Origin of the sequence: Hydrogenophaga sp. (genome assembly GCF_018780385.1) — a bacterium.
In the GTDB taxonomy this organism is placed as follows: domain Bacteria; phylum Pseudomonadota; class Gammaproteobacteria; order Burkholderiales; family Burkholderiaceae_C; genus Hydrogenophaga.
In genome coordinates this window covers 111,987-132,067 of the sequence record NZ_JADMJO010000016.1, presented here as the reverse complement: position 1 = coordinate 132,067, position 20,081 = coordinate 111,987, and the positions used below count along the sequence as shown (strand labels likewise).

The following is a 20,081-nucleotide window of genomic DNA, read 5'->3' as shown; positions in this document are numbered from 1 at the left end:
TCAAGAGCAGCGTGCTCACGCAGGACTTCGTGCACGGCGCCGACTACGCCGCGCTGGCCACCGCCGCCGAAACCTTCCGCGGCCTGCTCGGCGACGGCGCCAAGGTCATGCGCGGTGAAGGCGAGAAGCAGAAGGAAGAAAAAGTGGCCGACTTCCGCGTGGCCATGCGCTGGCTCATCAGCGAAGCCGAGCGCACCACCGCGCGCCAGCGCTACAAAGGCCTGGGCGAGATGAACCCCGCCCAGCTGTGGGAAACCACCATGGACCCCACCGTGCGCCGCCTGCTGCGCGTGCAGATCGACGACGCGATCGAAGCCGACCGTGTGTTCACGATGCTGATGGGCGATGAGGTTGAGCCGCGCCGGGACTTCATCGAGGCCAATGCGCTGCGGGCAGGGAATATCGACGTTTGAGCGTGTAGGTCCGTAGGGCGCCACATTAAATGGAACTGACGCCAAAGTGCTGCGACTGGAGGTCGCAAGTTGTTGCGACTGCCCTATTTCGCCAAAGTTTTTGACAACTGACGGTGGCAATTGGTTTTGGCTGCAGGCTTCCCACAGCGCATAGAACTGCATGCCAGTACGAAGGCGATGGCTTCGTTCATCACATAACCCGCCAACGCGTTCGTTTCGAACACAGCATCTTCGGAGAGTCCCGAGTAGCCCACCTAGTGCTGCACGCTGAACCCGCCCCGCGTTTAGTGGAAGCCTGTTGGTTTATGTCAGGCAGCGGTCGCTAGTCCTCTTCGCGTACCCGATACTGGCCCATCAGCGTCTGCTGAACGGCCGGCGGCACGGCTTCGTAGTGTGACAACGCGATGGTGTATCGGCCCTGGCCGCTGGTCATCGCATGGAGCCGCGACTGGTAGTTGGCCAGTTCGACCTCGGGCACCTGCCCACCGATGGACACCGTGCCGCCTCCCTGGGCCGACGTACCGGTGACCAGGCCGCGCCGCGACGACAGGTCGCTCGTGACGTCGCCAACGGAATGCTCGGGCACGGCGATCTCGATCTGGACGATCGGCTCGAGCACGGCTGCCCGGGCCTCGCGGATCGCGGCCATGAAGGCTTTGCGACCGGCGGTCGCAAAGGCGATGTCCTTGCTGTCAACGCTGTGGTGCTTGCCGTCATACACCACGACGCGCACGTCGACCACGGGGTAGCCGGCGATCGCGCCGTACGCCAACACTTCGCGCACGCCCTTCTCGACCGCGGGGATGAACTGGCCCGGGATCGCACCGCCCCTGACTTCGTCGGCGAATTCAAAACCCGCACCACGCGCCAGCGGCTCGATGCGCAGGAAGACTTCGGCGAACTGGCCGGCTCCGCCGGTCTGCTTCTTGTGGCGGTGGTGGCCCTCGGCCGGCGCGGTCACGGTCTCGCGGTAGGCGATGCGCGGCGGCCGCGTCTGGACCTCGAAGCGGTACACCTCGCGCAGGCGTTCGAGCACGATGCGCAGGTGCAGCTCGCCGAGCCCGTGGAGCACCGTCTCGTTGGTCGCGGCCACGCGATCGATGCGCAGGCACGGATCCTCGGCTGCGAGCTTGCCGAGGATCTCCCAGGCGCGCTGCTCGTCGCCATGGCGCTTGGGCTCCACGGCCAGGCCGTACACCGGTACGGGGAACGACAGCGGCGCAAGATGCACGTGGCTGTCTTCGGCCGCATCGTGCAGCACGGCATCGAAATGGATCTCCTCGACCTTGGCCACCGCCACGATGTCGCCGGGCAGCGCGCGCGACACCTCGACATGGTCCTTGCCCTGGAGCATGAGCAGGTGCCCCACCTTGAAGGGCTTGCGGCCGTCGCCGATGTAGAGCTGGCTGTCGCGCGTGACTGTGCCCTGATGCACGCGGAAGACGCCCATCTTGCCGACATAGGGGTCGATGGTGACCTTGAACACGTGCGCCAGCACGTGCAGCGACGGATCGGGCAGGGCCTTCATGGGCTGAGCTTGCGCACCTTCGCCAACGATGAATTCCGGCGGGTTGCCCTCGGTCGGGTCGGGCAGGAGCTTGACGATCACATCCAGCAACTCGGCCACGCCGGCGCCGCTGCGCGACGAGACGAAGCACACCGGGATCAGGTGGCCTTCGCGCAGCGCCTGCTCGAGCGGCGCGTGCAGCTCCGCCGAGTCCACGTCGCCTTCCTCGAGGTAGCGGTCGACGAAGGCCGCGTCGACCTCGACCACCTGCTCGACCAGTGCGCGGTGTGCCGCTTCGACGGGACCGAAGTCGGAGCGCCCGAACCGGTTGAAGAAGCAGTCGATCACCTGCCTGCCGACGCCGTCGGGCAGGTTCAGCGGCAGGCATTCGCGGCCGAAGGTGGCCTGGATGTCGGCCAGCAGGCCCGCCAGCGAGACGCCTTGCGCGTCGATCTTGGTGACGATGATCATGCGGGCAAGGTGGCGCGAGGCCGCGTACTCCATCATGCGCACCGTCATTGGCTCGATGCCGGTGGCGGCATTGATGACCACCGCCGCCGTCTCGACCGCCGCCAGCGCCGGCAGGCTCTGGCCGAGGAAGTCGGGGCCGCCGGGCGTGTCGATGAAGTGGATGCGCGTGCCGGCATGCGTGAGGTGCATCACCGATGCGTTGAGCGAGTGCTGCATGCGGCGCTCCAGCGGGTCGTGGTCGCTGACGGTGCTGCCGCGCTCGATGCTGCCGCACGCTCCGATGGCCCCCGCCTTGTACAACAAAGCCTCGGCGAGGGAACTCTTGCCGGCGGCCGCGGCGCCCACCAGCGCCAGCGTTCGCACTGCTTTCATTTCGGCCGCGAGGCCGTTCGATCGGCTTGGCATGGCTGGGTCTCCTTTGCGCGTCCCCGGAAGGCCGGCCCGGCGGCCCGCAGGGGCTCGGGTGTTGCGCGTGGACGTCGGGCCAGCGTACGGGATTGACCGTACTGATGCAAGTTGATTGCGCCACCGGCGGCAATCGCTGCACAGCAGTGAACCGCCCCGCGTTTCGTGGAGGCCGGTTGGTGTAAGTCAGGCAGCGGTCGCAGCCTGATTGTCGAGATGAACGGAAGAGGCTACACGCCGGAAGTACAGTCGCAAGAACTTTGGCAGCGAAGTAGGCCAGTCGCACCAACTTTGACCCGAACCGGACCGGCCCTATGGCACGAGGTCTTGTAAGTCCTTGATTTCTAAAATGCACCAGAGCAATTCATGCACCAGTGGCATCTCGGACCCAGTGGCCGGTTTCAGAGTACTGCTGAAGTTGCCAGCCAGCCGGTACGTCCACGACGACTGCACGTCTGCTGACCTCGGCCAATTCGGCGTGAACGTGCTTGCTGCTCAATGAACCCGCAGCACCTCAAACTGCTGTCGGATTGGAGCGACCTGTATCGACACCTCATCACCCTCGCATTTTCCCAGCAAGGCCCTGCCCAAAGGGGCTTCGCTGCTGATGACCTGCACGAACTGAGCGCCGCTGACCAGCCTCATGCTGCCCCCATCCGGACCGAGAAAGAGCTGTTGCTGCTTGTCGTCGGAATCGACCAGGCAGACCAGCGCGCCGAGCTGTATACCTTTGCTGGCGTCGTAGGGGCGCGGGCGGAATTGGCGCCAATTGGCCATCGCCTGGCGGATGGCTTCGGCGCGACGAGCTTGGCCGGTGGCCAGGTAGGCGGCTTCGAGTCCCAATGTGTCGTATTTGTTTTCGGCGATGTTTTCTTCGTGAGTCGCCGTTTCATAGGCCGCCCGCACTGCCTGTTCGGTTTGCAGCAGGTCTTCGGCGAGCCGTTCCAGCACCTGCTTCTGCAGCAAGAATTTATCCATGATCAAAGGTCGGCATCTCGAACAAGCGGCGGGGGGCAGGTTTTGATTATGAAGGGCTCCACCCCTTCGACGCTTCTGTTGGCTGGAGGTCAACTTCAGCGATGGTCTCCATCAACAGCCTTTCGCCGCTTGGTGTCGAACGGCAGCAGACCGTCTCTTGCAGCCATCAGGGCAGCAAAGGCTGACCGACGCATACTGCGTGGATCGGTGTTCAGGCTTGGGCGATGACAATATCCGTCATTGGCCGGGCCACGCAGGGCAGGCAATAGCCCTCCTCCTTTTCATCCGAGCTCAGGCCGGGCCAGGGAATTTCGTAGCGCACTTGCCCCTGCAGCAAGCGAGCAATGCAGGTGCGGCAGGTTCCGTTGCGACAGGACACCGGCCATGCAATTCCCGCGCGTGTCATCGCTGTGAACACGCTGGTCTCGCTGTCGGCCACGACGTCAACCCCTTGGCCGTCAATCTGGATACGGAACGTTTTCATGCGCGTCGAAGTGGGAGGGAGTGGGCTTGCACGTTCCCCATGACTCTGGAATATCGGAAGTATGACGCGGGCACCGACACCGTCGTCTTGCTGGTGATTCCCTTGGCACTGGGCCGCGAGCGCACGTTCGACCTCGACCGAACTGCGGCGGATGGAGAACACATCGGGCATCGCCACGCACCAGGCGTGTTCGCCACATCCCCCGGTGGTGAAACTTCCTCAACCGTCGGCGAGGCATCAACCGCCTGCACGCTGCCATCGCCTTCGAGCAGCGCGCGTGGCAGAGGCACGCGCAGCACCAACCCGCGCCAGGCCAGGCGCCCATCCTGTCCGAGTTGGTCGGCCACACGCTTGACCAGGTTTTCATGAGGATGCCGTGCGGCCTGGAACCCGGCATGGGCCTGGGCCAGCGCTTGTATGCCGGCCTCCGTCAATCGAAGCGTTACGTGACCCTGCGCTGCCGAAGCACCGCTCAAGCAGGCCGGCGGCGAGCAGCTCCACTTCCAGCATGTCGGCACATGGCCAACCCGCAGAGCGGTAGATGTCGCGCAAGCGGCGCATGTGCGCCCGCTTGATGGGTGTTGCCGGCGTGGAGTCTGAGCTCGGCATGGCCGATGGGCGGAGTGAGGCCTTAGGAGCCCGATCACTTCCTCGTCACCGCCAGCAGCTGCACCTGAAACTCCAGGACGCTGTTGCCCGGGATCACGCCGGGAATGCCCCTCTCGCCGTAAGCAGTGGCCGGTGGACAGGTCACGTCAGCGGTGTCGCCCACTTTCATTTCCTGCAAAGCTTGCGTCCAGCAGGGCACGACGCGGTTGAGCGGGAAGGTGGCGGGTTCGCCGCGTTTGAACGAGCTGTCGAACTCTTTCCCGTCGGTCAATCGGCCGCGGTAGTGCACCTGCACGGTATCGGTGGCCAACGGTTTTTCACCCGTTCCAGCTGCGGTCCATTTCAGGGCAACGCCGGACGGGAGCGTTTTGTTGGCGGGCAGGGCGCCAGGCGTTTGCGCATGAACGGAAGAGATGGCGCAGTCACTCGTGCGTGAAGTGGTCCGACTTTAACTGCCGAGTTCTGTGTGGCTGCCATGAACATCCGCGCCGCGAAGCTGGCACCCACGCTTGGAAAAAGTGAGCCTCGGGGTCTGCCCCTCAACGCGCAGGCGTTACTCGCCAGACCGTGTTGGACAGATCGTCGGCCACGATCAATGCCCCCTTGGGGTCCACGGTCACGCCGACCGGGCGGCCCATGGTCTTGCCGTCGACCTGGAAGCCGGTGACGAAGTCAACCGGCGGCCCGCTGGGGCGGCCGTTGGCGAAGGGCACGAAGATCACCTTGTAGCCGACAGGCACCTCCCGGTTCCAGCTGCCGTGCAAACCGATGAAAGCGCCTTCTGCAAACGGCGCTGCGAACCCCGGCTGCACAAAGGACAGTCCCAGAGGCGCCGAGTGCGAGGGCAGGGCGAAGTCCGGGCGCACTGTTGCCTGTACTTGTTTGTCGTCCTGGGGCTGCACGCGGCGGTCGACGTTGGGGCCCCAGTAGGCGTAGGGCCAGCCATAGAACGCACCTTCTCGCACCGAAGTGAGGTAGTCCGGCACGAGGTCGGGGCCGAGTTCGTCGCGCTCGTTCACCACAGCCCACAGTTGACGGCTGGCGGGCTCGAACGCCAGCGCCGTGGGATTGCGCAGGCCGGTGGCGAACGTCCGTGTTGCGCCACTGCTGGCGTCGACCTGCCAGACCACGGCTCGGTTCTCCTCCAACGCCATGCCGCGCTCTCCGATGTTGCTGTTGGAGCCGATGCCGACGTAGAGATAGCGGCCGTCGGCATCGGCCGCGAGGGACTTCGTCCAGTGGTGGTTGATCGCTGAAGGCAGCTTGGTCACCGTCACGGGCGCTGCCGTGGCCTGGGTCTGCCCGACCACGTACTCGAAGCGCACCAGCGCATCCTGGTTGGCGACATACAGCTTGTTCCCAACCAGTGCCAGGCCGTACGGTGCATCGAGGTCTTTCGCGTAGACCCATCTGCCTTCGTAGGTGCCATCGCCATCGGCATCCCGCAACAAGGTCAGCTGGTTGCCGCCTTTGACGGACGTGTTGCCCTTGGACTTGATGAAGCCAGCGATGTAATCCTTGGGCTTCAGGACGGGGGCGCCCCCGCCCTTGCCCTCGGCCACCAGGATGTCGCCATTGGGCAGCACCAGCGTCTGCCGCGGGACTTTCAGGTCGGTGGCGATGGACTTGATCGTCCAGCCTTGCGGCACTGCGGGACGGCGGTCGCCCCACGCTGCGGGTTCTGCGATGCGCATGCTCGGCAGCAGGCCCCGCTGGGGAGGCGGGAGGTCCGGATGGGCGGGCTGTGCGCCGCTCGCGCCGGCCTCCGCCAAGACTGCAAAGGCCAACGTGGTGCCCAGCCACCGGGCCCGCGTCGTCATGCCGTCCTCCGCAAATAGCCTGCGAGCCCGATCGCGCTGGCCGTCGCGGCGAGCACCACCACCACGGCCGACAGGATCAATCCGGTCGGCATTGCTGCCCAGCCATCCTTGCCGTGGACCAAGGCATTGATGAAGCCGACAACAAAGGTCGCCAGCAGCAGCGTCAGATAGATCAGGCCTGGACGATGGCGGTTGGCCGACGAGCGCAGCACATCCACTCCACCCCACAGCAGCGCCGGGCCCGCAATCAGCAAGCCTCCTGCGATCAACCACGCGGCAAAGTTGACCCACTGGATCTCGTGGCTGCTGAAGTAGGCCCAGTCGCTGAGCAACGCGCCCAGGAACAGCGGCACGGAGGTCAAGGCGAAGATGGCATGCATTCGGGTGTTCACACACAGCTGGGGAACAGCCATGATCGCCATTGCAAAAGAGGCGTCTGTTCGCCACCGAACAGTGCGCGTTTGTCTCTCCGTGATGTGATGCCAATGGGAGTCGCCGCCCTGGACCGGGCGTGCGCCCAACGTGGAGAAACATGCCATGGACGAACTGAGGAGGTGGGTCCCGTACTGCGGCGAGGCGCCCGGCCCGGAGATCTGGCTGAGCCGGTGGAATGTCGATCCGGTGCTCGGGGCAGTCCTGTTGCTGCTTGCGCTGGCGCTGTGGCGCGTGTCGGTGGGTCAAGACGTCACGCCCAGGCGGCTCCTGAGCCTGCGTTGCGCGTGGGCCCTCACGGTCGTTCTCTATGTGTCACCGCTGTGTGCCCTGAGCTCGGCATTCTTCACGGTGCGCGTGATCCATCACCTCGCGCTCGTGCTGGTGATGGCGCCGTTGCTGGTATTCGGGTTGGAACCCTGGCTTCGGAGGCTGCCGACGCCGCTGTGGAGCGCCACGGCCATCGCCGCCATGGTGTTCTGGACCTGGCATGCGCCGGCCCCCTACGCGGCAGCCCTGTCGTCGGACCTGATCTACGCGCTGATGCAGTTCACGCTGCTGGCCAGCGCGATGGGTTTCTGGATCGCGGTGCGCAGATCGGGCCCGACTGCGGCCATGGGCGCCATCCTGGTCACGACGGTGTTGATGGGACTGCTGGGCGCGTTGATCACCTTCGCCGCGCGGCCGCTGTATGCCCCGCACTTCGCGTCCACCCTGAGCTGGGGTGTTTCGCCGCTGCAAGACCAGCAACTCGCCGGCATCACGATGTGGGCGCCGGGCAGCATCGCCTACCTGGCTGTGGCCATGTGGATCGGCTGGCGCTGGCTGGACGCTGAACGTGCGCGCGGCTTGCGCGCCGACCCCGCATGAACCTCATTGCCGCCATCGAATGGGCCGAGGGCTACCACCGGCGCGGCCTGTACTCGCCGATTGGCGTCACTTTCCACTGGGTGATGGCGGCGCTCATGATCTTCCAGCTGGCGCATGGGTGGTACCTGGGATGGCAACCGGTGGGAGGCGACAAGTACGTCGGTTATCAAACTCACACGCAGATCGGCCTCACGATCATGCTGCTGGGCACGTTGCGCATCTTCTGGCACAGCCAGCTCAGCGGACCCGACACCGTCGACGAGGCCTCGTTGGCAGGCAAGGCCAGCCGTCTGCTGCAAACCTGGTTCTATTTCAGCTTCTTCGCTTTGCCCATCAGCGGCTGGGTCATGTGGTCCACCTTGCCCAGTGATCTGCCGTTGTCGGTTGCAGGCGTGATCCCGTTTCCCAACCTGCCTTTCGATCAGTTGTCCGAGGGCCTGCAGCACCGCCTGATGCAGTGGGCCGCGACGACCCACTTCTACATCGTGTGGATCACGGCGCTCATCATTCCCGGCCATGCCGGGGCGGCCGTGCTGCACTACGTGGTCAAACGGGACCGCGTCCTGCCTTCGATGTTCGACCTCAACGGACCGGACTCGCCGGGCGTGGTGGGATCCCCGCCAGATAAAGGCTCAGTTGCCTGACCTCCTCGGGCTTGAGCTCCTGCGCCACCTTCAACATCACATGATTGCCGTCATTGCGCCTCTTCGACACCTGCCAGTCCTGCAATTGCTGGATCAGGTAGAAGGCCGGCTGGGCGTTCAGCGGCGGCCCGTTCGCGGTGCCCACACCGTCGACGCCATGGCACTGTTGGCACGCGCGGGCGTACAGCCTCGGCGTCGCCGCAGCGATGGTTTCGTCGGTGACGGGCGACAAGGCCTGCGGCGGCAGCGCAGCGTAGTGGTTGGCCACCCGCACGCGCTCATGGCTGTCGAGAAAGCGCGCCACGTCGCGCATCACCTCGTGCGGCCGCAAGCCTGTGGCGTAGTCTTCCATCTGCTTTTGCAGGTAACCCGCCGGCAGGCCAGCCAGCCGCGGCGCGTCGAACCCGTTGCCCTCGCCACGCACGCCGTGGCAAGTCCCGCAGGCGTAGCGTGCGCCACCTTCGCCGCCGCTCATCGCGATGAGCTCGCCGCTGCGACTGAAGCGGTCGTCACTGCTGTCCATGCGATCGGTGCACGCCGTCGTCAGACCCATGGCGCACAGGGCCAGCAACAGGCCGCCGAAGTTCGCGGGCCCGTGTTCGTGCAGCGACGGGTGTTTGCGCATGGAATCTAGATCATCGTTCATGCCGGGGCCCGGCAGTGCACCGAGGGGCCTTTCTGGCCGCTGGCTGGTGCTGGCCTGCTTCAGCCTCGTGGCCTGCGATGGCCCGCCCGACCGCACGCCGACGCTGCGCGACGCCGACGCCGCAAAAGGTCGGCTGCTCGTCACCGACAAGGGCTGCGTGGCCTGTCACACCTTCCCCGATGTGAAGTGGCCGCGCGGCGGGCTGGGGCCGTCTATGGAAGATTTCGCCCGACAGGGTCTGATTGCCGGGCGGCTGCCGAACCAGCCCGGCGTGTTGATGCAGTTCGTCAGAAACGCCCCCGGGCTGGTGCCCGGGACGGCCATGCCGGCCATCTCGATGACTGACCAGGAAGCCCGCGATGTCACAGCCTACCTCCTCACGCTCAAACCTCGCTGAGGCCTTGAGCGGCTGGCCCCCGCCCGTGCTCGATCCGCACGGCCCGTTCTCGAACACGGTCACTTCGCTCACCTGGGTGCTGATCGCACTCGTCACGCTGATCTTTGTGCTGGTCTGCGCGGCCATGTGGGTGGCGCTGTACGGCAGCGACGCGCTGCGCGCCAGGCTCGGCGGCGAGGGCGTCGTCAAATGGTTCGGGTTGATCGTGCCGGCCGGCGTGCTCTTCCTGCTGCTGGCCTGGGGCACGACGATGGTCGCCGGCATGACGACGATCCAGGGCGACGAGCTGCGCATGCGGGTGTCCGGCAACATCTACTGGTGGCGCGTGTCCTACCTCGATGCGGCGGGCAACGAGACCCATGCCGATGCCAATGAACTGCACATTCCGGTCGGCCGCCCTGTCGTCATCGACATGGTTTCCGAAGACGTGATCCACAGCTTCTGGGTGCCCAAGCTGGGCGGCAAGATGGACATGATCCCGGGCCGCACCAACCGGCTCAAGCTGCAGGCCGACAAGGTGGGCGTCTACGGCGGGCAATGTGCCGAATTCTGCGGCGGGGCACACGCGCTGATGGGTTTCGTGGTCGTGGCGCACGAGCCCGCCGACTGGCAGCGCTGGCACGATGCGCGGCTTGCGCGCCAGCGTCCACCGCCTGCCGCGGCTGCGGCACCTGAAAACGACGAAGTGGCGCGCGGCAGAAAGCTCTTCGGCGAGGCCGGCTGCGCTGCCTGCCACCGCATCGCTGGCACCTCCGCGCAGGGTCTGTCAGGCCCCGACCTGACGCACATCGGCTCGCGTCAGTCCTTGGGCGCCGGCATCTTGCCCAACACCCGCGGCACGCTGATCGGCTGGATCGGCGACAGCCAGTCGATCAAGCCCAACAACCGCATGCCTGCCTACCGCTCGCTGGAGGCCGCCGAACTCAACGCATTGGCCGCCTACATGGAGTCGTTGAAGTGACGCGCAGCGCCCCCCCGGGCGTGGCGGGTGCCGTCCGCGATGCAGCAACCCAGCCGTCGGAGACCGGCTTCGACACGACGCTCTACGAGCGATTCCCCACCCAAGGCAACAGGCCGCCAGGCGAATTCGAGGCCCTGAAGAAGGTCTGGGAAACGCCGACCGGGTGGCGAGCCTTCAGCGCCGTCAACAACAACTTCATCGGCTTCCTGTTCATCGTCACGGCCTTCGGTTTCTTCGTCGCCGCCGGCATCCTCTCGCTGGTGATGCGCGTGCAGCTGGCCGCGCCGCTGGCGGGCATCGTGCCGCAGGAGACCTACAACCAGCTGTTCACGATGCACGGCTCGGTGATGATGTTCCTGTTCGCCGTGCCGGCCGTCGAGGCCATTGCCGTGCTGCTGCTGCCGCAGATGATCGCGGCGCGCGACCTGCCGTTCCCGCGGCTGTCGGCCTACTCGTACTGGGCCTACCTGATCGGCGGTGTCGTCTTCTTCTGCTCGATCTTTTTCAGCCTGGCACCCAGCGGTGGCTGGTTCATGTACCCGCCGCTCAGCTCGGGGGTCTACGCCAAGGGCATCAACGCCGACTTCTGGCTGCTGGGCATCGGCTTCATCGAGATCAGCGCGATTGCCGGCGCCATCGAACTCATCGTGGGCGTGCTGCGCACACGCGCCCCCGGCATGACGCTGGCGAAGATGCCGATCTATGCGTGGGCGGTGCTGATCTTCGGCGTGATGATCATCCTGGCCTTCCCGGCGATGATCATGGTGACCTTCCTGCTGGAACTCGAGCGCGCCTTCAACTGGCCGCTGTTCGACGCCACGCGCGGCGGCGATCCGCTGCTGTACCAGCACCTGTTCTGGTTCTTCGGCCACCCCGACGTCTACATCATCTTCATCCCGGCCTCGGCAATGGTGTCGGCAATGATCGTCACGGTCGCGCAGAAGCCGCTGGTGGGCCACGAGATCGTCGTGCTGGCGTTGATCGCCACCGGTTTCATCAGCTTCGGGGTCTGGGCACACCACATGTTCACGGTGGGCCTGCCCGGGTTGTCGGCCGGCTACTTCTCCGCGGCGTCGATGGCGGTGGCCATTCCGGCGGGCGCCCAGGTGTTCGCCTGGATCGCCACGCTTGCTTCAGGCAAGGTCCAGCGCAACGTGCCGTCGCTTTTTCTGGTCGGCGGCATCCTCATCTTCGTGATGGGTGGCCTCACCGGCGTGATGGTGGGCATGGTCGCTTTCGACGGCCAGGCCCACGACACCTACTTCGTCGTCGCGCACTTTCATTACGTGCTGATCGGCAGCATGGTGTTCCCGCTGTTCGCCGGGTTCTATTACTGGACGCCGATGATCAACGGCCAGCAGCTGTCGGAGCGCGTGGGGCGCTGGGTCTTCTGGCTCAATTTCATCGGCGTGCATGTCTGCTTCCTGCCCATGCACCTGAGCGGGCTGATGGGCATGCCCAGGCGCGTCGACACCTACCTGCCAGGCCGGGCCATGGAGGTGCCGAACCTGATCTCGACCGTGGGCGCCTTCATCATGGCGGCCGGGGTGCTGCTGTTCCTGATCGACGCCATCCACTGCTACGGTCGCCAGGGCAATGTCGGGGGGGACGCCCGCAACGTGTACAAGGGCGGCACGCTGGAGTGGCTGGCCACCGGCAATTACGGGATACGTTCGATCCCTGTCGTCCATGACCTCGAGCCCTTGTGGGCCGATCCCCGGTTGCGCCAGGACGTCGAGGCCGGGCGCTACTTCCTGCCCGGCACCGCCACCGGCGCGCGTGAGACGCTGATCACGAGCAGCTCGCGCGCGGAGCCGCAGTACGTGCAGATCATGCCGGGGCCTTCCTGGTGGCCGCTGCTGGCGGCGCTCTTCACCGCGGGCTTCTTCCTGCTGCTGACGGTGAAGGCCATGACACTGAGCGCGATCTGCGGCGTGCTGACCGTCGTGTGCGTGATGCGGTGGGTCTGGAGCAACGACCGACACATCCCGCAGAAGCAGGTCGACGCGGGCGCTGGCATCATCCTGCCGACCTATGTGACCGGCCCGCCATCGCACGGCTGGTGGGCCGCGGTGCTGCTGGTCGTCGTCCTCGGGATGATCTTTCTGATGTCGATGTTTTCATACCTGTACCTGTTCGGTGCCCATCCCGACTGGTGGAAGGTCGCCGCGCCACGTGGCGCCTTGGTGCCCGGCACGCTGCTCCTGGGTGCATCGGCGGGCCTGGCCTTCGCGGCCCGGCCGTTGATGGCGAGGTTCAAGCGCGGCAGCGGGCTCAGCGCCGGGACGATGACGCTGAGCATGGTGTGCCTGGTGGCTGCGCTGGCGGTGGACGGTCTCGACTGGTGGAACGCCGGGCTGCGTGGGGATGCCAGCGGGCAGGGCGCGACGATCTTTGCCATGTTGGCGTGGCACGGAACCATCGTGCTCGCGGTCGTGTTGTCGGCTTTCTACTACCTGGCACGCTGGATGCGCGGTCTTGCGCCAGCCCCGGCCAACAAGACGCTGGAGGCGCTGCGCATCCTCTTCATCTACGCCGCGCTCGAGGGTGCCGCCGGCCTGCTGCTGCCGCGGTTGTTGCCATGGGGCGGCTTGTGAAAGCGCTGAAGCAAACGAGCTGGCGGCCGATGGTGACGGCTTTCGTGATCTGGTTCGTGCACTTCATGGTGATCTGGGGAGCGAGCGAGATCTGGCCGCACCATTGGACCGCCAACGCGGTGGCCTGGGGGGCCACCGCCATCGCGTTGCTTGCAGTGGGTGTGCACTTCGTGCGAGTGAAAGCCCAACACGCTGTTGGCGGACTCCCGGACTGGAACTACCACTTCGCGCTGGGCGCTATGGCCATTGCCACGGTTGCGGTGTTGTTCAGCGCCTTGCCTTCGTTCGTCTTTCTGCCTTGAGCGCAAAGCCTGGGTTCAGCGACAGCTGCGGCATGGACGAAAACAGAAGCCGGCGAGGAGCAGGGCACCACCGTCAAACAGCGGCTGCCACAGGCATCAACATGGGTGCCCGCGTCCGCTCCCACTGCCCCACATGCTCGCCGAGCTGGTGCGCCGTGATGGCCGACAGCGTCCAGCCCAAGTGGCCGTGGCCGGTGTTGTAGAACACGTTGGGCCGGCAGCCTGCACCCACGCGCGGCATCATGTTGGGCATCATGGGACGCAGGCCGGCCCAAGGCTCCACCCGCCGCGTGCTGACGCCAGGGAAGCACTGGTTCACCCAGTTCACCAAGGGTCGGATGCGGTCGGCACGGATGTCATGGTTGATGCCATTGAATTCGGCCGTGCCGGCCACGCGGAAGCGATCCACCCCAAGCCGGCTGGTGACCAGCTTGGTCTCGTCGTCCAGCAGGCTCACCTGCGGCGCGGCGGCCTGACTCTGTTCGTCGTTGAGCATCACGGTGATGGAGTAACCCTTGACCGGATACACGTTGAGCCGGTCGCCGAGCTGGGCGCCGAGTGCACGGCTGTGCACGCCCGCACTGATCACCACGGCGTCGGCGTTCACCACCTCCCCGTCGGCCAGCGTCACCTGCGCGCTGGTGCCGGTGCTGCGCACACGGGCAACCGTCTGGCCGGTCAGGAGCGTCACGCCCAGGCGAGCACAGGCCAGGCTCAGACCATGGGTGAATTTGTGGATGTCGCCGGTGCTGTCGCTCTCGGTGTAGTAGCCGCCGAAGTAGTTGCCCTGCAGGGTGGGTTCGATGTCGCGCATCTCCTCAGGCGTGACGGCGCGGCGCGGCAGACCGCCTTCGGCCAACAACTCGGAAACCTTCCCCGCATGCTCGAAACCGGCCCGGTCGCGGTAGATGTGCAGGATGCCCTGCTGCTTCAGATCAAAGTCGATACCCTCGGCCTGCGCCCAGCCGAACAGATGCTCGCGCGCCGCAATGGCCAGGCGCGTGGTGGCCACGGTGTTGCTGCGGTACTTCGGGATGGAGCCCACGAACTCGGCGAACCAGCTGAGCTTGTGCCAGCTGGGCGTGGGGTTGACCAGCAGCGGCGCGTCCGCCTTGAACATCCACTTCAGCCCTTTGAGAAGGGTGGAGGGATGGGTCCAGACCTCGGCGTTGGAGGCCGAGAGCTGACCGCCGTTGGCATGGCTGGTTTCCATGCCCGCGTAGCGGTGCTTTTCAATGAGGGTGACCTGGTGGCCCTGACGGGCCAGGGCGTAGGCGCTGGTGACGCCGGTGATGCCGCCGCCGATGACGATGAGGTGTGCCACGGGAATCTCGCTTTCGAAGTCGTCAAACAATGAAGGACACGACCCGCACACCGTGTGCGGATCATGACCCCCTCTGTTTGTGACCTGAGAGATTCACCGGCCCATGGGGCTGGCTTGCTCCTGCGGTGGGCCGGGGGACGAATCCCGACCACTCTTCAGAGTGTGTTGCGTGTCGACCGGTCCTTTTGCCTGAGAGTTTCCGGGGCGGTTGCTCCTTCGGCGCCGGCTTGTCTTGCAAGCCAGTCTCTCCCGGTCGACGTGTTGAGGCCCTTATTGTGCCTGCAGCTGGATGGACTTCGCGATGGCTCGGAACTGCTGGATGCCGTCGGCGTAAGCCTTGTCCACCGCTTTCAATGACAGTGGTTTGGCCAGCAGCTGGCTGTTGGCTTCCAGCGCCTGGTGCACCCCCGGATCGGCCAGCGTCTCGGTGATGGCCTTGTGCAGCGCGTTCACCACGGGCTCCGGGGTGTCCTTCTTCACGAAGTAACCGGTCCAGATGTTGAAGGTGAAGTCCTTGAGCTGCGTGCTCTCGGTGATGGCGGGGTAGTTCTTCACGCTCTCCAGCCGTTCGCTGTTGAGCATGGCCAGCACCTTGACGCGACCGCTCTTGTGCATGTCGTCGTACTTCTTGCCGTAGGGCGCCAGGAAAAAGTCGACCTGGCTGGCCAGCAGGTCCTGCTCGGCCGGTGCCGCGCCCTTGTACGGCACGTGGACCATGGGAATGCCGGTGACCTTGGACAGGTGCTCGCCGAGCAGGTGGTAGAACGAGCCCGGGCCTACGCTGGCGAAGGTCAGGGGCCGGCCCTGTTGAGCTGCCTTGCGGGCCTGGTCCAGGAACTCGTCCACGGTGTTTGCAGGGAAGTCCTTGCGGGCCAGAAAGGCGATCTGCGCGGTGGCGATCATCTGCACCAGGCGGAAGTCTTCGCTCTTGAACTTGATGGAGGCGATGGCCAGCGGGGCCAGGATGAGTTCGTTGGGCGAACCCTGGAACACCGTGTAGCCGTCGCTGGAACCGTTGAGCACTTTCTGCGCCGCGATGGACCCGCTGGCGCCACCCAGGTTTTCGATCACCACCGGCTGGCCCAGTTGTTTGCCCAGCGTGTTGTTGACCGAACGCGCGATCACGTCCGACAAGCCACCCGCCGGATAAGGAACCATCAGCGTCACCGGGCGCGTGGGGTAACTCTGCGCCTGCGCCAGGCTCGACAGGCTGGCCAGGGCGATGGCCGCAGCGGTCATCAAGGTCTTGAAGGGGCTGGTCATGGTTGTCTCCAATGGGGTTCAGGGGTGGGTGGGGGAAAGCAGTTCACCGACCAGCGCAATCCAGTAGGCGGAGCCGGTGGCGATGTTGTGATCGTTGAAGTCGTAGGCCGGGTTGTGCACCATGCAGGCGCCGGGCTCCTGGCCGGTGCCGTTGCCGATGAACAGGTAGCTGCCCGGCACGCGTTCGAGCATGAAGGCGAAGTCTTCGCTGCCGGTGAGCATGGGACCCTGGGCCACCACCTGTTCGGGCGGGAAGTGGGCCTGAGCCACTGCGAGTGCGAGCTCGGTCTGTCGCGCGTCGTTGACCAGCACCGCGTAACCCGGGCGCCAGTCCAGCTCTGCGCGAACACCGAAACTGTCGGCCTGCAGGCGGACCAGTTCGCGGATGCGCTGCTCGACGCTGCGACGCACCTGCGGGTCCAGCGCGCGCACGCTGAGCTCCAGCCGGGCCGAGGCCGGGATCACGTTGTTGGCCTGGCCCGCGTGCACGGCGCCCACGGTGACCACGGCCGGCTGCATCGGGTCCACATGGCGCGAGACGACGGTCTGCAATGCCATGACGATGGAGGCCGCCGCCACCACCACGTCGGTGGCTTTGTGGGGCATGGCGCCGTGGCCACCCACACCGTGCAGCGTCACCGTGGCGTAGTCGGACGATGCCATGGTCGGGCCACTGCGGAACACCAACTGGCCCTGCGCGAAGCCGGGCATGTTGTGCATGGCAAAGATGGCATCGCACGGGAAGCGCTCGAACAGGCCGTCCTCCATCATCTTCACGGCTCCGCCACCGCCTTCTTCGGCGGGCTGGAAGATCAGGTTGAGCGTGCCGTCGAAGGTGCCCCGGGTGGCCAGGTGCTGCGCGGCGGCCAGCAGCATGGCGGTGTGGCCGTCGTGACCGCAGGCGTGCATCACACCGTGGTGGCAACTGGTCCAGTCCGCGCCGCTGTCTTCGACGATGGGCAGCGCGTCCATGTCCGCGCGCAGGCCAATGGCGCGTCTCGAGTTGCCGCGGCGCAGTTGCCCCACCACCCCGGTGCCGCCCAGGCCGGTGGTGACCGCGTAACCCCAGGCCTGCAGCTTCTGAGCCACCAGGGCGCTGGTGCGGTGCTCGTCGAAGGCCAACTCGGGATGGCGATGGATGTCGCGCCGCAGTGCGACGAACTCCTGAACCGCGAAATCGCTGAGACGTTCCAAGGCAGACACTCCGGTGGGTTGTGCAAAGCGGCATTCAAGTGCCGCTGGCGACCAGTTTCATGAACTTTGTTGCATGCTAGAAAGCGTTGGAATTAAAGTCCAATGCATTGCAGATCAACGATCAATAACTTTCAGTGGAGATCCGACATGACGCTGGTGCAGCTGAGGCACTTTGTGGTTTTGGCCGACGTGGGCTCGTTCGTGCAGGCATCGGCGGTCCTGTTTCTGACCCAGCCCGCTCTCACCCGCAGCATTCACGCGCTGGAGGAGGAGCTGGGCGGCGCCTTGTTTGACCGCCTGGGGCGGCGCATTTCACTGACCCCGTTCGGCGACGAGGTGCTGGCGCGAGCACGACGACTGGTGAGCGACGCCGAGGCACTCAAACAAGCTGGCCAGGGGCTGCACGCGGGGCTCATCGGCCAACTCCGCGTGGGTCTGAGTTCAGCACCGGGCGCGCTCCTGAGCACACCACTGATGCTGCACATGGCGGAGCACCACCCCCGGCTTCAGGTTCACATCTCGCGTGGCAGAACCGCCGTGCTGCTCAATGCGTTGCGCGAACAGCATCTGGACGCTGCGATCGTGGACATCCGGGACATGCGCCCTTCAGCCGAACTGAAGGTGTCGCTGGCCTTTGAGCTGACCGCCGGTTTTCTGGTGCGACCGGACCACCCCATGGCACTACGCAGCGGTCCGGTCAGTATTGAGGACGTGATGGCCTATCCGGTGGCATCCACACCCTTGAGCGACGAAGTCGCGCGCATCCTGATTGCCCGCTACGGCCCGCAAGCCAACCCGGACGACATGGTCACCCTGCGCTGTGACGAGACGATGAGCATCGTTGAAGTGGCCCGGCGCAGCAACGCCGTCTTGCTCACCGTCCATGCTGTGGCGGCGGATCTGGTCCGCCTGGATGTGTCACCCGGCCTGGACGCCACGGCGCGCTTCGGGCTGGTCACCCTGGCCAAGCGTCAGGAGGCGCCGGCGATTCGCATCTTGCGTGAACACCTGCCGAACTGGACCGATGCGCTGACATTCACGCCGTGACGTGTTGCTTTCACAAGCGGATCTCTTTAAGATGCACTTCAAATGAATGTTTATCCCGCTCCTGGGATACGCACCGATCCGAAGCTTGTGCCTCCCATGACGACTCCCCTCGCAATGCTCACCGCCAACGCGCCAGCCCCCGCGCCCTCGCCCCACGGGTGGCCACTGCTGCGGCTCGGCTTCCGTCCGTTTTACCTGGGCGCCGCCGCCTACAGCATGCTGGCCATCCCGCTGTGGATCGCGCTTCTGCTGGGTCGGGTGTCTTTGGCTCTGACGGTCTCACCCGTGCTCTGGCACGCCCATGAAATGTTGTTCGGCTTCACCGGGGCCGTGATCGTGGGCTTTCTGCTGACGGCAGGCAAAGCATGGACCGGCCTGGACACGCCGCGCGGCGCCGTGCTGGCCGCACTCGCCGGGCTGTGGCTGGCCGCCCGGCTCGCGGCCGTGTTCGCGCCCTATGTGGTCTACGCGTTGCTGGACCTGCTGCTGTTGCCGCTGGTGGCGGCCGTCCTCATCCGCGTGCTCTTGCGCGCCGGCAACCGGCGCAACCTGCCACTCGGCGCCATCCTGTTGCTGCTGGCCCTGGCCAACGCGGCGTTTCACGCGGCCGTGAGCGGTGTCCTCGACATCGCACCGGTCCGTGCCCTGCACGCGGGGCTGGCGCTGGTCGTGATGATCGAGTGCGTGATCGCCGGGCGTGTGATCCCGGCGTTCACCCTGTCGGCGCTGCCCGGCGTGAGATTGCAGGTGCCCCCGCTGCTCGAGCAGGTCACGCTCGGCACCACGGCCCTGGCGCTGGCCCTGTGGGTGCTGGCACCGCCCAACGTGTTCACCGCCATTGTTCTCGGTGCCGCTGCCTTGCTGCATGCCCAGCGCCTGTGGCGCTGGAAGCCGGTTCGCACGCGCTCGCGCCCCATCCTGTGGGTGCTGCACCTCGCGTATGCCTGGCTGCCCGTCGGCCTGGTGCTGCTCGCGCTGTCGCAGCTCGGCCTGGTGGGCGTTTCGTCCGGCATCCACGCGCTGGCGGTGGGCGCCACCGGCGGGCTCATCATCGGCATGATCACCCGCACCGCACGCGGTCACACCGGGCGGGCGCTGCAGGTGTCGCGCCTTGAGGTGGCCGCCTACCTGCTGGTGGCCGGCGCGGCCGTGGCCCGGGTCCTGCTGCCGCTGCTGGCGCCGCAGCACCTCGTCATCTGGCTGGTGGCCGCTGCCTTGGCCTGGGGCCTGGCATTCGCGCTGTACCTGCTGGTCTTTGCGCCCTGGCTGGTCGCGCCCCGTCTCGACGGCAAGGACGGCTGAGCCGCCATGACCTTTGTTGTCACCGAAGCGTGCATACGCTGCAAGTACACCGACTGCGTTGACGTGTGCCCGGTCGACGCCTTTCGCGAAGGGCCGAACTTCCTCGTCATCGATCCCGACGACTGCATCGACTGCGCCGTGTGTGTCCCGGAGTGCCCCGTCAATGCCATCTATGCCGAGGAAGATGTGCCGGGCCATCAACTGCACTTCACGGCCCTGAATGCCGAGCTGGCGCGCGAATGGAAACCCATCGTCCGCACCAAGCTGCCACTGCCGGATGCCGACGAGTGGAGCCACATCGAATCGAAACTCGGCGAGCTGAAGCGATGAGGCACAGCGCCACTAAGTACGCTTCCGTACGGACCGAGCAAGGCGGACTCGTCAACATGCACCGTCTGCCTGCTTTTCTCGCTCT

19 protein-coding genes, 1 pseudogene and 1 riboswitch are annotated in these 20,081 nt (G+C 65.7%); of the genes and pseudogenes, 10 read left to right on the top strand and 10 right to left on the bottom strand.

The genetic code is table 11. From position 1 onward, the window contains the following. Positions 1-413, top strand: a pseudogene (gene gyrB / locus IV113_RS08805) (DNA gyrase subunit B); the annotation flags it as partial. Positions 414-735: 322 nt separating this feature from the next. On the opposite strand, the gene fusA reads toward gyrB, so the two are convergent. The 6 genes from fusA to IV113_RS08775 form a co-directional block, all read right to left on the bottom strand. Then, complete coding sequence (gene fusA / locus IV113_RS08800; protein WP_291083215.1) at positions 736-2,796, bottom strand: elongation factor G; 2,061 nt, start codon at positions 2,794-2,796, stop codon at positions 736-738. A gap of 495 nt (positions 2,797-3,291) precedes the next feature. Next, on the bottom strand, positions 3,292-3,774 hold the full coding sequence (locus IV113_RS08795) for a GreA/GreB family elongation factor (RefSeq protein ID WP_291083212.1): 483 nt from the start codon (positions 3,772-3,774) through the stop codon (positions 3,292-3,294). Between the two features lie 211 nt (positions 3,775-3,985). Continuing rightward, positions 3,986-4,429 (bottom strand): 2Fe-2S iron-sulfur cluster binding domain-containing protein, encoded by a 444-nt coding sequence (locus tag IV113_RS26225; protein ID WP_363318592.1) that lies wholly within the window; start codon positions 4,427-4,429, stop codon positions 3,986-3,988. Positions 4,430-4,901: 472 nt separating this feature from the next. Next, complete coding sequence (locus tag IV113_RS08785; RefSeq protein ID WP_291083229.1) at positions 4,902-5,249, bottom strand: FKBP-type peptidyl-prolyl cis-trans isomerase; 348 nt, start codon at positions 5,247-5,249, stop codon at positions 4,902-4,904. Between the two features lie 157 nt (positions 5,250-5,406). Continuing rightward, the gene (locus IV113_RS08780; RefSeq protein ID WP_291083209.1) at positions 5,407-6,687 is read right to left on the bottom strand and encodes a sorbosone dehydrogenase family protein; all 1,281 of its coding nucleotides are present in this window, start codon (positions 6,685-6,687) and stop codon (positions 5,407-5,409) included. Further along, positions 6,684-7,067, bottom strand: coding sequence for a DUF2231 domain-containing protein (locus IV113_RS08775; protein ID WP_291083206.1), 384 nt, complete (start codon positions 7,065-7,067; stop codon positions 6,684-6,686). Before IV113_RS08775 ends, IV113_RS08780 begins: the two co-directional genes overlap by 4 nt. A 157-nt stretch (positions 7,068-7,224) precedes the next feature. Between IV113_RS08775 and IV113_RS08770 the strand changes: the two genes are divergently transcribed. Both IV113_RS08770 and IV113_RS08765 read left to right on the top strand, forming a co-directional pair. Further along, a complete protein-coding gene (locus IV113_RS08770) occupies positions 7,225-7,989 on the top strand; it encodes a cytochrome c oxidase assembly protein (RefSeq protein WP_291083204.1) in 765 nt (254 codons plus the stop codon). After that, positions 7,986-8,633 carry a cytochrome b/b6 domain-containing protein gene (locus IV113_RS08765; RefSeq protein WP_291083202.1) on the top strand — a complete coding sequence of 216 codons (648 nt, stop codon included), beginning with the start codon at positions 7,986-7,988 and terminating at the stop codon, positions 8,631-8,633. Before IV113_RS08770 ends, IV113_RS08765 begins: the two co-directional genes overlap by 4 nt. Here IV113_RS08765 and IV113_RS08760 read toward each other — a convergent pair. Beyond that, complete coding sequence (locus tag IV113_RS08760) at positions 8,572-9,258, bottom strand: c-type cytochrome (RefSeq protein ID WP_291083199.1); 687 nt, start codon at positions 9,256-9,258, stop codon at positions 8,572-8,574. The two genes, IV113_RS08765 and IV113_RS08760, sit on opposite strands and share 62 nt — an antisense overlap. On the opposite strand from IV113_RS08760, the gene IV113_RS08755 reads away from it, so the two are divergent. Genes IV113_RS08755 through IV113_RS08740 form a run of 4 tightly spaced genes read left to right on the top strand, consistent with a single transcriptional unit; the run spans position 9,257 to position 13,536 of the window. Continuing rightward, a complete protein-coding gene (locus IV113_RS08755; RefSeq protein WP_291083196.1) occupies positions 9,257-9,676 on the top strand; it encodes a c-type cytochrome in 420 nt (139 codons plus the stop codon). The two genes, IV113_RS08760 and IV113_RS08755, sit on opposite strands and share 2 nt — an antisense overlap. After that, positions 9,639-10,637 (top strand): cytochrome c oxidase subunit II, encoded by a 999-nt coding sequence (gene coxB / locus IV113_RS08750; protein WP_291083193.1) that lies wholly within the window; start codon positions 9,639-9,641, stop codon positions 10,635-10,637. Before IV113_RS08755 ends, coxB begins: the two co-directional genes overlap by 38 nt. Continuing rightward, positions 10,634-13,234 carry a cbb3-type cytochrome c oxidase subunit I gene (locus tag IV113_RS08745; protein ID WP_291083190.1) on the top strand — a complete coding sequence of 867 codons (2,601 nt, stop codon included), beginning with the start codon at positions 10,634-10,636 and terminating at the stop codon, positions 13,232-13,234. Before coxB ends, IV113_RS08745 begins: the two co-directional genes overlap by 4 nt. 29 nt (positions 13,235-13,263) lie before the next feature. Continuing rightward, a complete protein-coding gene (locus IV113_RS08740; protein ID WP_291083188.1) occupies positions 13,264-13,536 on the top strand; it encodes a hypothetical protein in 273 nt (90 codons plus the stop codon). A gap of 73 nt (positions 13,537-13,609) precedes the next feature. Here the strand turns inward: IV113_RS08740 and IV113_RS08735 are convergent, their stop codons facing one another. From IV113_RS08735 to IV113_RS08725, 3 genes are all read right to left on the bottom strand, one after another. Further along, complete coding sequence (locus IV113_RS08735; RefSeq protein WP_291083185.1) at positions 13,610-14,860, bottom strand: D-amino acid dehydrogenase; 1,251 nt, start codon at positions 14,858-14,860, stop codon at positions 13,610-13,612. 167 nt (positions 14,861-15,027) lie between these two features. Continuing rightward, positions 15,028-15,122: riboswitch (glycine riboswitch) on the bottom strand. Between the two features lie 8 nt (positions 15,123-15,130). Continuing rightward, a complete protein-coding gene (locus IV113_RS08730) occupies positions 15,131-16,123 on the bottom strand; it encodes a tripartite tricarboxylate transporter substrate binding protein (protein ID WP_291083182.1) in 993 nt (330 codons plus the stop codon). A gap of 18 nt (positions 16,124-16,141) precedes the next feature. After that, complete coding sequence (locus IV113_RS08725) at positions 16,142-17,317, bottom strand: M20 aminoacylase family protein (RefSeq protein WP_291083179.1); 1,176 nt, start codon at positions 17,315-17,317, stop codon at positions 16,142-16,144. Between the two features lie 147 nt (positions 17,318-17,464). Here IV113_RS08725 and IV113_RS08720 point away from each other — a divergent pair, with 147 nt between their 5' ends. From IV113_RS08720 to fdxA, 3 genes are all read left to right on the top strand, one after another. Next, positions 17,465-18,364: a LysR family transcriptional regulator gene (locus tag IV113_RS08720; protein ID WP_291083176.1), complete on the top strand. Its 900-nt coding sequence runs from the start codon at positions 17,465-17,467 to the stop codon at positions 18,362-18,364. A gap of 96 nt (positions 18,365-18,460) precedes the next feature. Next, on the top strand, positions 18,461-19,666 hold the full coding sequence (locus IV113_RS08715; RefSeq protein ID WP_291083173.1) for an NnrS family protein: 1,206 nt from the start codon (positions 18,461-18,463) through the stop codon (positions 19,664-19,666). A gap of 6 nt (positions 19,667-19,672) precedes the next feature. After that, positions 19,673-19,996, top strand: coding sequence for a ferredoxin FdxA (fdxA, locus tag IV113_RS08710; protein ID WP_291083170.1), 324 nt, complete (start codon positions 19,673-19,675; stop codon positions 19,994-19,996). Positions 19,997-20,081 lie beyond the last annotated feature (85 nt).

Bases quoted from the DNA above. Each gene is read 5' to 3' on its own strand.
- fusA (WP_291083215.1), bottom strand. From the start codon at position 2,796: ATGCCAAGCCGATCGAACGGCCTCGCGGCCGAAATGAAAGCAGTGCGA.
- IV113_RS08795 (WP_291083212.1), bottom strand. From the start codon at position 3,774: ATGGATAAATTCTTGCTGCAGAAGCAGGTGCTGGAACGGCTCGCCGAA.
- IV113_RS26225 (WP_363318592.1), bottom strand. From the start codon at position 4,429: ATGCCCGATGTGTTCTCCATCCGCCGCAGTTCGGTCGAGGTCGAACGT.
- IV113_RS08780 (WP_291083209.1), bottom strand. From the start codon at position 6,687: ATGACGACGCGGGCCCGGTGGCTGGGCACCACGTTGGCCTTTGCAGTC.
- IV113_RS08775 (WP_291083206.1), bottom strand. From the start codon at position 7,067: ATGCATGCCATCTTCGCCTTGACCTCCGTGCCGCTGTTCCTGGGCGCG.
- IV113_RS08770 (WP_291083204.1), top strand. From the start codon at position 7,225: ATGGACGAACTGAGGAGGTGGGTCCCGTACTGCGGCGAGGCGCCCGGC.
- IV113_RS08765 (WP_291083202.1), top strand. From the start codon at position 7,986: ATGAACCTCATTGCCGCCATCGAATGGGCCGAGGGCTACCACCGGCGC.
- IV113_RS08755 (WP_291083196.1), top strand. From the start codon at position 9,257: ATGGAATCTAGATCATCGTTCATGCCGGGGCCCGGCAGTGCACCGAGG.
- IV113_RS08760 (WP_291083199.1), bottom strand. From the start codon at position 9,258: ATGCGCAAACACCCGTCGCTGCACGAACACGGGCCCGCGAACTTCGGC.
- coxB (WP_291083193.1), top strand. From the start codon at position 9,639: ATGTCACAGCCTACCTCCTCACGCTCAAACCTCGCTGAGGCCTTGAGC.
- IV113_RS08740 (WP_291083188.1), top strand. From the start codon at position 13,264: ATGGTGACGGCTTTCGTGATCTGGTTCGTGCACTTCATGGTGATCTGG.
- IV113_RS08730 (WP_291083182.1), bottom strand. From the start codon at position 16,123: ATGACCAGCCCCTTCAAGACCTTGATGACCGCTGCGGCCATCGCCCTG.
- IV113_RS08720 (WP_291083176.1), top strand. From the start codon at position 17,465: ATGACGCTGGTGCAGCTGAGGCACTTTGTGGTTTTGGCCGACGTGGGC.
- IV113_RS08715 (WP_291083173.1), top strand. From the start codon at position 18,461: ATGACGACTCCCCTCGCAATGCTCACCGCCAACGCGCCAGCCCCCGCG.
- fdxA (WP_291083170.1), top strand. From the start codon at position 19,673: ATGACCTTTGTTGTCACCGAAGCGTGCATACGCTGCAAGTACACCGAC.